This window comes from Flavobacterium sp. ACN2 (assembly GCF_002303885.1).
In the GTDB taxonomy this organism is placed as follows: domain Bacteria; phylum Bacteroidota; class Bacteroidia; order Flavobacteriales; family Flavobacteriaceae; genus Flavobacterium.
In genome coordinates, this window is record NZ_MRCM01000009.1 from 1 (window position 1) to 11,533 (window position 11,533).

11 protein-coding genes are annotated in these 11,533 nt (G+C 29.0%); all 11 read left to right on the top strand.

All coding sequences use genetic code 11. The annotated features are described in order from the left end of the window. Window positions 1-277 (top strand): SH3 domain-containing protein (locus tag BSF41_RS12275; RefSeq protein WP_141248139.1); only part of this gene is annotated, 277 nt, incomplete at its 5' end. 64 nt (window positions 278-341) lie between these two features. Further along, entirely contained in the window at window positions 342-857 is a 516-nt protein-coding gene (locus BSF41_RS12280; protein ID WP_095929787.1) for a hypothetical protein, read from the top strand. 179 nt (window positions 858-1,036) lie between these two features. Next, window positions 1,037-1,894 carry a hypothetical protein gene (locus BSF41_RS12285; protein WP_095929788.1) on the top strand — a complete coding sequence of 286 codons (858 nt, stop codon included), beginning with the start codon at window positions 1,037-1,039 and terminating at the stop codon, window positions 1,892-1,894. A gap of 142 nt (window positions 1,895-2,036) precedes the next feature. Then, a complete protein-coding gene (locus BSF41_RS12290) occupies window positions 2,037-2,252 on the top strand; it encodes a hypothetical protein (RefSeq protein WP_095929789.1) in 216 nt (71 codons plus the stop codon). A gap of 184 nt (window positions 2,253-2,436) precedes the next feature. Next, on the top strand, window positions 2,437-2,943 hold the full coding sequence (locus tag BSF41_RS12295; protein ID WP_095929790.1) for a M48 family metallopeptidase: 507 nt from the start codon (window positions 2,437-2,439) through the stop codon (window positions 2,941-2,943). 288 nt (window positions 2,944-3,231) lie between these two features. Then, window positions 3,232-4,683, top strand: coding sequence for a L,D-transpeptidase (locus BSF41_RS12300; protein ID WP_095929791.1), 1,452 nt, complete (start codon window positions 3,232-3,234; stop codon window positions 4,681-4,683). A 2-nt stretch (window positions 4,684-4,685) separates the two neighbouring features. Beyond that, on the top strand, window positions 4,686-5,771 hold the full coding sequence (locus BSF41_RS12305) for an SH3 domain-containing protein (RefSeq protein WP_095929792.1): 1,086 nt from the start codon (window positions 4,686-4,688) through the stop codon (window positions 5,769-5,771). Between the two features lie 53 nt (window positions 5,772-5,824). Next, entirely contained in the window at window positions 5,825-6,757 is a 933-nt protein-coding gene (locus BSF41_RS12310; protein ID WP_095929793.1) for a hypothetical protein, read from the top strand. 236 nt (window positions 6,758-6,993) lie between these two features. Continuing rightward, window positions 6,994-8,403, top strand: coding sequence for a hypothetical protein (locus BSF41_RS12315; protein ID WP_141248140.1), 1,410 nt, complete (start codon window positions 6,994-6,996; stop codon window positions 8,401-8,403). An 8-nt stretch (window positions 8,404-8,411) separates the two neighbouring features. Further along, a complete protein-coding gene (locus BSF41_RS12320) occupies window positions 8,412-9,533 on the top strand; it encodes an SH3 domain-containing protein (protein WP_172426899.1) in 1,122 nt (373 codons plus the stop codon). 173 nt (window positions 9,534-9,706) lie between these two features. Next, complete coding sequence (locus tag BSF41_RS23885; protein WP_216359045.1) at window positions 9,707-11,524, top strand: hypothetical protein; 1,818 nt, start codon at window positions 9,707-9,709, stop codon at window positions 11,522-11,524. The last annotated feature ends 9 nt before the right edge of the window (window positions 11,525-11,533 follow it).

Genomic DNA, 11,533 nt, shown 5'->3' on the forward strand with positions numbered 1-11,533 from the left:
AAATAATTATTATGGTTTTGATAGATTAAAAAATTATGTTGAAAATTTATGGGGACAAGATCAAAATGGTTTCAATGATAATTCAATTTATAAAATAAACGATCCTGACGGCTATACAAATTTAAGAAAAGAGAAAAATACATCTTCTGAAATTCTTCAAAAAATAAACACTGGTTCTGAGGTTCAAGTATTTGATAATTCTGGAGACTGGTGGTTGATACAAACTAAGGAAGGTAAAAAAGGTTATGTTTATAAAACTAAGATAAAAGAGGAGTAAAAAATGAAGGTTTAAAGAATAAAAAAATATTTTTCTTAGATAAAAAACTCTTGCATTTTAAATCATGAAAATAAAATCACAATATCTTATTTTGTTTTTATTTCTAGTAATAAATTGTTTTTCACAGAGCAAAATAAATTTGGAATATCAAAATGATAACCTAATAAATGAAATAGGAATAGGACTGATTCAACAAATTAATGCTAGCGAAAAAATTATTTTATATAGTGACATTGACTGCAAAAAACTCAAATCTAAAGATGCTAAAATTGGAAAAGATATTATTCCATTACTAAATAAAATAGATTATAGTATACTATTTTTTGTATGCATAGAAAAAAATAGCAAATCCTACAAAATTGTAACCTCTATGGGAAAATATGCATATATAAAACCGTCAGATAAATTTATATTTTATAGTTGGAATGAGTTTTTAAAAAACCAAGTTACAAGTGTGGAAAGTAAAAATAAAAACTTAAATCCATTGTTTGATAAAATTAATGGAAAATCGGTTAGTTTGAAAAATATACAATTTGATGATGAAATCGAAGTAATCACTGTGAAAGATAATTGGTATTGATGGAAAGGATTGGATGAAAAACGACAAAATGAATTTAATGATGCATTATTTAAATATGGATGGAAAAAAATGCTTTCATGGAAATATAATAGAAAGCTATTGCATCATTCGATACATTATGAAGATCACCATCATCATTTACATGTACAATCTTTTGAACCTAATTTAAAAAAAATAAAATGAGATTTTTAAAAATTACAATAATCTGTTTTTTAGGATGTCTTACAATTTACTGTAAAAGAAACAATAATAAAAAAAATGAAATTGTCAAAGAAATAAAAAGTCAATCTTTTACAGATACTTTAATAAAAAATATTGATTCAAAAAACATAGGAAAAGAGATAATAGGAAGAGAAAAAAAGAGCTTGATAGATAAGTATTATTATGCTATAAATAGAGAAGTTGAAAGACCTGAAATGGCAGATTCATTTATGTCAGATATTGATTCATTATTTAAAATTTATCAATATAAAGTATTTGTCTTAAACAGTGTAAAAATTAATTCTTATGTGGTTAAAATACGCTTTGAAGATGCTCAATATGTATCAATACTTTTGATAATGAATAAAGAAAATTATCCCAACAATTGTTTGGTAGTTTATGAAAATTTAAAATCAGAAGTAAATTATAATTGCTATTCTAAAATCACGAAAAATATAATAACTATTAATAAAGTTGGTAATTCAAAAAAAACAATCGAAAAGTATATTATAGAACAGAACAATTTTTTAGAATATTTTGACAATTCACAAATTGATATTCCTAAGTGGGGTCGAGAAGAAATTGTTTACACAAAAGACGGACAAGATTCTACATATGAATATCAGTATATATTGGAAGGAAAAATAAAAAATCACCTTAAGCATGGTGTTTGGGATGAGAAGAAATATATTCTGCAATACGACAAATCTGTTTGGCTTCATGGTGAATATATAAATGGTTTAAGAAATGGAGAATGGATTTATGATGAAGGAGACCCATTTAGTAAAACGGAAGTCTATGATATGGGAAAATTGATAAAAACATATTTTCCATAGTCTACTGGAAAAATCGTTTAAAATTCTTTATTTTAATTGTAAAAATGATACAGACAAAAATCTTGACTACATCTTCGACAAGAGTAAATCATATAATGAAAAAAGGGGATCATTTGCCTGGGGTTTGTGGCATGATCCATATTTGAATAAGAGTAGCTGTACAAAAAATAAGGAAAAAGCAATAGAAGGCTATTCAAGGTTTATTGAGTTAGCGGGGGAGGGCTATGGAGAAACAAACTGGTACAATATAAATAATATCCCAAGTTTTAATAACTTAACTTATACAGTTAGTAGGAAAAAATATGTAAAAGTACTTGATGCTGCAAAACAAAGATTACAAGTTTTAAAAAATTTATAAAAAATGAAAATACTTTTAAATTCGTTTTTATTTATAATGGCAATATGCTGCTATTCAAAAGAAAAACAAAACGATTATGATTACAAAAGTTTAAATATCTCTGACTCAACATATTTTTCATTTTCTAGTTCATGTAATATTCAATTAACAATTTTGAATAGAAAAAATAGTATCTTAAGTATAAATGGAAAAACGAAGAAAGGTATTATTTGTGAAAATAGATATTCTAAATTTTTTTTTTGATTTCAAAGAAAGCAATAATGTAATTATTACCTTTTCTTTTGAAGATTCAAACATAGTAATTGAAAATCAAAAATATCAATTTGAATGTGAAGAAGCAAAATTTATTGTTTTGTATAAAATTAAAAACGACAATGAATCACTTATTAGGATAAAAGAATATTTAAACGACAATCAAACAATTTTTGATGACAACATAGAATTAATTAATGATAAAGCCTATATTTTAGAAAAAAATAAGCAGTTTAAAACATCAGCCTATATTTTGGAAAAAATAATTTTAAAGAGACCTGAAAGAGTAGTTGCATGGTTAAATTTGGGTGATGTATATTGGGAAATTAATAAACGGAAAGAATCCAAAAAAGTGTATTCAAAATATCTTGAGTTAATGAAAAGCCAAGGTAAAGATTTAAAAAAAATTCCGAATAGAGTTTATGAGAGATTAAAATAGATGAACACTAATCTATAAAGCGTACGATAAGAAACCATTAAAAATAAAAATTCCAAATCAATATTTTCGGGCACGGATTGCAAATCCAAATGGTATAGATTTGAATCTAAAAAAAAATATGATCTTAATCAGGATAGCATTGAAGATGAAATTTATGCTTTTTGGAATAGTAAAGAGAAAATATTTTCTATATACATTGTTATTTTAAATGAAGATTTATCAGTCCAGAAAACGTTTAAAAATGAATATATTAGCTCCTGTTACCCCCGTTCCCGCACGAATCCTTTCGTGTGGGGATATGTTGTTCAAGTCTCCGCTTCTAAACCATCTGAAACAGAAACCCAAAAAACATCTCCCGTAGAACAAAAAGGCCCTTCTAAAAAAGAAACCAGAGGAATAGCAAAAAAAGATGAAAAAGCTCATTATTACCAAGAGCAGAAAGTTGATGTACAGCCTACTATTACTTACAATCCGCAACAGGAATTTATTAATAGCCTGATGATGGTTAATGTTGGGGATTCTATGTGGAATCAAAAAAAATGTGATTGTAAAAATTATGATCTTATTTGGGGAAGTAAAGTAAGTTGCGAGTTTCGAAAGAAAGTTATTGAAATAAGTGAACGTCAAAATATAGATCCTAATAATTTTATGGCTGCTATGGCTCATGAAACTGGCGGTACATTTGATCCGACTTGTGGTACATTTAAGAGACATAAAGATGAAGATAAGGAAGGATATGTAGGACTATTACAAATTGGGAAAGATGCTGCGAAAGATATTGGAATTACTAGGACGGAATTATTGAAATTAAATCCTGAAGAACAATTAAATTGGATGGAAAAATATTTAACACGTCCACTTGTCAAGGGTAAACTAAATACGCTAACTGATTTTTATTTAGCCATATTATTTCCTGTAGATTGTGGCAAAGGTAGCCAACCCAATACTGTTGTTTTTGATAATACTCTAATTATAACATATGATTCAGTCGGAAAACCAATTAAAAATTTAAATTACTGGAGGCATGTGGGGTATAGTGCAAATCCCTCATTTCATAAGGAAGGGGATAGAGAAATAGGAAAAACATACATATGGGAGATCGCCCAAAATATAAAAGTTTGGTATGAGAAAGGTAAGCTACATGAAGTAAAAACGTTTTCTTGTCAAAAAACAGAAGAAATTAGCAAAACTCCTTTTATGGATTCAGAAACTTGGAACGTAATAATTACAGAGTATTATACAGGTCAAAGATGCACTCATGTTGAAAGGACAGCAATTCGAAGAAATTGTAGAAGAGGGAAAATAGAAGTATATGATCATAATAAAAATGTGGTATTATCAATTTCAGACTGTTTATTAGAAGGAACTTCCGGAGAAAATCGATTAATTACTGATGGAGATGCTCCTTTTGGAGTATATAGAATTAATTCGGAACCTTTCATTCAAGGATCGGCATCTGGCGAAAAACGGACTGCTTATGGTCCAAACCCGCGATTATTTTTTGAACCCATAAACGGAAGTGGAGATGAAGCGGATAGAAGCGGACGATCACTAATAAGAATACACGGAGGCAGACAAGAAACAAGACTATTTCAACCAAGAACAACCCCAGATCTTTTAAGGACACATGGCTGTATTAGGGTATGGGATGCCGATGCAAAAAGATTATATGATTGGTGGATTGAATATCATAACGAATATCCTAATATTAAACCAGGAAAACTTAAAATTCAAAAATAATAATGAAGCTTTTAATATTATATACACTTTTCACATTACCTATTTTGGCTGGTTGCCAAAATAATAGCAACAAAAATAGTAGTAAAGAAAAAACTAATCAAATGAATGAGAAATTGATAGATGGAATAGATATTCGAGAATCGATGTTTAGTACAAAAGAAATAGAATTAAATCATTATAGATATAAAAATGTTTTAATTGAAAATATAAAAATTAAAGATTTAATAGATAAAGATTTTAGAAAAGATTTTTTTTCTTATTTGGGTAAAAGGGAAGATGAAGATGATTTTAAAGCTACTTTATTTACAAAATTATTATTTATAAGAATCCAGCAATTAAGTGATAGTGATTCTTATAGACTGTTATCTGAAACATTTAAAAACGAGGCCATATCTTCTAATGGTATTGAATTAATAGATAGTTATTTAGTTGAATTATTTCTTCAAAATCCTTACTTTTTTGTACAGCAAGGAACTAAGTATAATGATTTTGAAATAATTAATTATGCTTTGGATTTACTGAAAGGTTTTATTGTTAGTGAAGAATTTTTTCTGGAAAATTTTGGATATGCAAAATATAAAAAAGGTATGTTAATATTAGATGCCAAAATACAAAAAGAATTTAGTAATAAGCAGCTAATCGAACGGCTAAAATCAAGTTCTAAAATTGAGGTTATATTTTCACCATCATTTTATTCAGATTGGGAAAATCAAACTATTCAATTTACAGAAATACATCATTTTTTTGGGGAGCAACTACTAAGTAAATTTAATCTCGCCGAAAGAAATTTTTATAAAATTCATGTCTTATCAAAAATTTCTAAAATGTTTGTACAAAATGATTTTGCTGATAATGAGAAAGTTACTTTGGTTTCTGGTGAACAAATGGGCATTGTTGTCTTTTGCATACAGGATAGCGATGGATATACAAATTTAAGAAAAGAAAAAAATGCTTCTTCCGAAATCCTGCAAAAAATAATTACGGGCTCACAAGTTGAAGTTCTAGATAAATCCGATAATTGGTGGCTTGTAAAAACAAAAGAAGGTAAAAAAGGTTATGTTTATAAAACTAAGATAAAAACGGAGTAAAAAACATTATTTTATCTTACATAACTATACATTAAACTTTAAGCTAGATCAAAATGGATTTTAATAAAATTATACTTTTCATTACATGTATTATTCTATGCATTCAACTTAGCAGCTGCCAAAAAAGTACAAAAATAGCTGCCAAAAGCGAGCCACTTGAAAAATCAATTAAAGACCAGTTTTTTAAAGAATTCACTACAATATATGGAGATAATGGACTATTGCAAACGGGTAACACCGATTTAAAAAAAGGCAGTTTTGAAATTTATCTCATCTCTAAAAATGGTGCTAAACAATGGTTTGATAATTTAAATGCAAAAAATAAGTATGAAATTACAATAGAAAAACTAAATCATTCCTCACCAAATGAAATTGCACAAGATTTTGATATTTGGGTTTTCTATACAAATAAGAAATATCTAATAGAATTAGAAGACCAAAGTTTAGGAAATAAAATACCTGGGTTGGTTGAACTTTATTACTTGAAAGCTGGAACAAGTAAATGGAAAAAGACAAGAGAATATCAACTTAAAACAGATGATGATAAAATAAAATTTAATGACTGGAAACAAAAGATTCTTGAAGATTTTTTGAGTCTTTCAAACAAACAAAACATTAATCCCTCTTCAAAACTATCGGCGAAATGGATTGGCACTTATAACGCATACTTTAGTTACGGGCTAATTGGAGGCGAAAATGCTGGATGGAATTTAAGAATAGAAATTTCAAATGATACAATTAAAGCTACTGGAGATGGCTATCAAATTAGTTTTTCAGATGTTTTGACAGCCAAAGAAGATGGTGACAAATTAATATTAAACCATTATAAAAATATCTCGGGCTATACTCTGGGTGAAAAAATGAGTCCCGAATTTATTCTGACAGAAGATAAAAAAAGCTATTTTGTTACGACCAAATGGATTGATAAAGACATTATTACCAAATCAACAAAACTTGGTTTTGTAATTTCAAAAGAAAAATATTAAAGCCCCCGTTCCTGCACGAATCCTTTCGTGTGGGGATATGTTGTTCAAGTCTCCGCTTCTAAACCAACTGAAACAGAAACAAAAAAACATCTCCCGCAGAACAAAAAGGTCCTTCTAAAAAAGAAACCAGAGGAATAGCGAAAACTGAAACAAAAGCTCATGATTATCACGAACAGAAAGTTGATGTAAAACCTACAGTTACTTACGATGCTCAACAAGAGTTTATTAATAGTCTGATGATGGTTAATGTTGGGCATCCTATGTGGCATCAGAAAAAAGGTGCTTGCCCAAATTGTGATAAAGATATTACACTTGATGAAATTAAAAAGATTTGTGTAGACAAAAGAAACAATTGCCTAGTTGAGGATGAAACCATGATAAGAGCCGCTCTTCCTTATTTAAATATATATCGTAAAAAAGTTGGTATAAATACTTGCATACGAAAGGCTCATTTTTTAGCTCAAATTTCTCAAGAAAGTAAATTTTATAGTTTGCAAGAAAATCTTAATTGGTATTGGGAGAAGCTTATAGGCAAGTTCTCATCATATTTTAATCAATTTAGGACACGCCTTGAAAAAGAAACCGAGGCGAAAAGGTTAGGAAGAATTAATGGATCACCTACGCCTGGGCTAACTTTAAATCAACAAATTAAATTGGCTAATGCAATATATGGACACACACACACGCTAGGCAGATTACACGTAAATACAGGCGATGGATGGTTGTATAGTGGGAAAGGCTTTAAACAGATTACGTGGAAGGAGAATTATCAAAATCTAGAAAAATATTTGAATACTCATATGAAGGTTGATAATGAACCTGATGTAGATTGGACAGATGGAGACAACCCTTACAAATTGAAAAATAATCCAAAAGATGCTATAACTAGCGCACTGGCTTATTGGGGCAAGAATAATATAAATTCTCTTTCAAATGAAAATAATGCAAAAGCTGTTGAAAAAGTTTCTTTAAAAATTAATGCGATCGCTGATGGGTTGAAAGAGAGGCAAAGATTTTTTAAAAAAGCTAATGATATATTAAAGTTAAGTGATTGTAAAGCAGGTACTTTGTCAAATCTAGATATAGGAACTGTTGTAGTTGTTTCTGGTGAGGGTTCAAAAAAAATCCAAGATTGGGTTGTTTATAAAACTAATATTTATCTTAATATGTCGCTAGATACATACAAAAAACAAAAAACTGAAAATAAATTACCTGTTGAAGATTATTCTATTTTTCTATCAAGAGATGCACATGGTGATAAAACCAAATATGGGAAGCATTCTAATAAGAGATACGGAAAAAATAATGAAACTCCACCTGGAGAATATTATTTAATCCCTAAATCTGATGGTCAAAAATACAAAATATATCTGAGTGATGATGGTAAATCTGCATCCATTAATGGACCACATGGAATAAGAGCAGGTATTGCTATTCATCAATATAGTCCAAAATATTCTATTGGCTGTTTGACGACAGTAACTGGTCAAGATACAAAATTAGTAGAAGAATTGCTTTCGAAATTAGAAGACTTACCACTAAATGATGACCGACCTGTAAGGATTATTTTAGAACAGAGGTCTGTAAAAGAAGAAAAATGGGATAATACAGAAATAGGAGATACGAAATGGACTGGAATATTATAAAAAACAAAATGAAATATATTAGTATTTCACTAATTATTTTATCTGCTTCTTGCAATGGACAACATGAAAAAAATCAAAAAATGAATAGGCAAATAAAGGAAAAAATTTCATCATTCAATATTTTTAATGATGGAGGTATGAATATAAATTTTGAAAAATTTATTATTGACAATAAGGAAAGAATAAGATCTGAAGTAAATAAGTATGGTTATAAAGTACCAGCTACAACAACATTCTACGATAAGATTAAATTCTATTATAATTGGGATATCAAAGATTATACAAATGTTATTGTTTTAGAAAATGATATGTTTCCTGTTGTTGTTATTAAGGATTATAATTTAATTTATATTGAAAATGCTGATGGGAAAGAAATAGATGGTCAATTAATTAGTTACTATAATAAATTTATATTTTATGATGACAAGCCATCTTTAACTTGGTTAAAATTAAGACATCCATATCTATTAGATGATTTGGTATTTGTATATGGATTTACTGAAAATAATGATATATTAAAATTTGTTTTTAGCCGTAGTAATTTTGAAAGTAAATCAGTACTTATCGAACTTCTGTTTCAAAACCATGAAAGTAAATTGAAATTACGTGAAAAGATGGTTAAGAAATTAAGGGAAATAAAATTTAATAATGAAATTTCAACAGACTATGGTGTCGTTGTTGGAGGTGATGTTTATTCTACTTTTTCAGACTTAATTCAAGAAATCAGAAAAAAAACAAATGAATTTCAAAAAAGTGATTATCAAATTGCTTTCTTATTAAATGAAATTATTTTGTCAGGTATAACAGGAATTGTTGATGAGGATTTGGATGAAAATCCAAATTATATAAAAGTTTTAAAGGATAATAATTATTATGGTTTTGCAAGGCTAAAAAATTATCTTGAAGATGAATATTCAAATTCTTTCAGTGATAAATCTAAATATAAAATAAACGATCCTGACGGCTATACAAATTTAAGAAAAGAGAAAAATACATCTTCTGAAATTCTTCAAAAAATAAATACTGGTTCTGAGGTTCAGGTATTTGATAATTCCGGAGACTGGTGGTTGATACAAACTAAGGAAGGTAAAAAAGGTTATGTTTATAAAACTAAGATAAAAGAGGATTAAAAAATGAAGTTTTAAAAGAAAAAAAAATATTTTAGTTTCCTCAAAATTGTATAAATAATGAAAATGCAGAAAGCAAGATTCTATATGTAGAAATTCTGGACAACAGCGGAAGAAAGCCCACAAAACTATTTAGTTATGGCGAAACTATTACAGCTCGCGTACATTGTCTTAACATGGAAAAATTTCGCATAAACGTTACTTTATGGGAAAATGACGGAGGGAAAAAAGACCTTTCTGATATTAGTATTGAAACAAAAGAAGCCAATGTATTAAATGGAATAGCCGATGTCAAATTTACTTTTGACCCTAGCAAGGTTTGGCTTGCCAATGCAAAAACGGCACCGAATGAATCTAACGAAGGCGCGTTCCATGAATATTATGTAACCGCTGAGTTTTACAAAAAAGTTTCGAAACCTACGCAAGACATTAATGTCATTAACCCAGATTATAAAATAGATATACTTTCAAAAACTTCTGCTTCTAAACCATCTGAAACAGAAACCAAAAAAACATCTCCAAGAGAACAAAAAGGCCCTTCTAAAAAAGAAACTAGAGGGATAGCAAAAGCTGATAGAAAAGCGCATGATTATCATGAGCAGAAAATTGATATAAAACCTATTGTTATTTACAATCCGCAACAGGAATTTATAAATAGTCTCATGATGGTTAATGTTGGGGATTCTATTTGGAATCAGAAAAAAAATACTTGTGCATGCAAAGAAAATAATTTTTACTGGAGCAACAAATTAACCTGCGACGAACGAAAAAAAGTACTAGAAGTATGCGCAAAACTTTGGGGAGAAGATAAAAAGAAAGACAAGGCTAGTGAATTAATGGCAATTATGCATTTGGAAACTGGTGAAAAAAACATGTTCAAACCTTATGCTGACAATGGAGCTGACTATTCTGGTTTAATACAATTTAGCGACACTTCGGCTAAAAAATTAGGAATTACAAGAGCTGAACTAAAGAAGATGACTTTTATAAAGCAAATGGATTATGTTCATGACTATTTTGCTTCAAAGAAAGAAATTTCAAATATGGTAGACTTGTATTTACATGTTTTAAAACCGAATGCTGTAGGAAATGGAAATAATCCTGATTATGTTCTTTTTGACGAAAGTATCTCGGTACCAGATGGAGATGGAAGCCAAACAAGTTTTGAACAGCGAAAAATAAATATTGGAAAAGAACCTTGGGTAACGAAATATGGCTATTCCTCAAATCCTTCATTTATGAAAGGCGAGGAACATACCCAAAGAAAGAAATGGGTTTATACCAGACAGCGTTTTGAAGACCGCTGGGGATTTATAAACGGAAAAACCACAGTTGCTGATGTTATGTTAGAATTAGAGGAAACACATTTTAATCCTGGGGCAAACTTTCTATTTAGTGGCTTATGTGAGAATTTAGACGAAGAAAACTCTAAAAATACTGACGGAAAAAGAGCACCTTGGGTAGACGTTGCCTTTACCGAATTTGAAAAATATAAAGGCTTAAGGGAAATCGATAGCCCTCTAAAAGAAAAAATACATGAATATTTTGAAGCATCTTCTGGAAAAGGATTAAAACTTCAATTTTCAGACCCTTGGTGTGGTGCATTTGTTGCTTGGTCTTTTGAAAAAACAGATTATAAAAAAGATAAATCTAAAAAAAGTGCAGCCGCATTTGGTTGGACTTCTTCAAATTGGTCTAAAGGTGAAAGTTGCGAACCATTTATAGGTGCGATCATTGTATTTTCTTGGTCTCATGTTGCTATTATAATTGGAGAAAATATGGACGGTACAAAATATGTATATCTTGGAGGAAATCAAACTGGTTGGGAAGGAGATAAATCAGGGACTCAGGTTATTTCTTTTTCTTCAATAATAAAAACAAGCAATCAAATTAAAGCTATTACAAAACCTAAAGATTATGAAATCTCAGAAAGAGAAAAGAAACTTCCCAAATATGATGTCGAAACAGAAAATGATTTTAAATCTACAAGATAAAAAACTATA

Bases quoted from the DNA above. Each gene is read 5' to 3' on its own strand.
- BSF41_RS12280 (WP_095929787.1), top strand. From the start codon at position 342: ATGAAAATAAAATCACAATATCTTATTTTGTTTTTATTTCTAGTAATA.
- BSF41_RS12285 (WP_095929788.1), top strand. From the start codon at position 1,037: ATGAGATTTTTAAAAATTACAATAATCTGTTTTTTAGGATGTCTTACA.
- BSF41_RS12295 (WP_095929790.1), top strand. From the start codon at position 2,437: ATGGAAAAACGAAGAAAGGTATTATTTGTGAAAATAGATATTCTAAAT.
- BSF41_RS12305 (WP_095929792.1), top strand. From the start codon at position 4,686: ATGAAGCTTTTAATATTATATACACTTTTCACATTACCTATTTTGGCT.
- BSF41_RS12310 (WP_095929793.1), top strand. From the start codon at position 5,825: ATGGATTTTAATAAAATTATACTTTTCATTACATGTATTATTCTATGC.
- BSF41_RS12315 (WP_141248140.1), top strand. From the start codon at position 6,994: ATGATGGTTAATGTTGGGCATCCTATGTGGCATCAGAAAAAAGGTGCT.
- BSF41_RS12320 (WP_172426899.1), top strand. From the start codon at position 8,412: ATGAAATATATTAGTATTTCACTAATTATTTTATCTGCTTCTTGCAAT.
- BSF41_RS23885 (WP_216359045.1), top strand. From the start codon at position 9,707: ATGGAAAAATTTCGCATAAACGTTACTTTATGGGAAAATGACGGAGGG.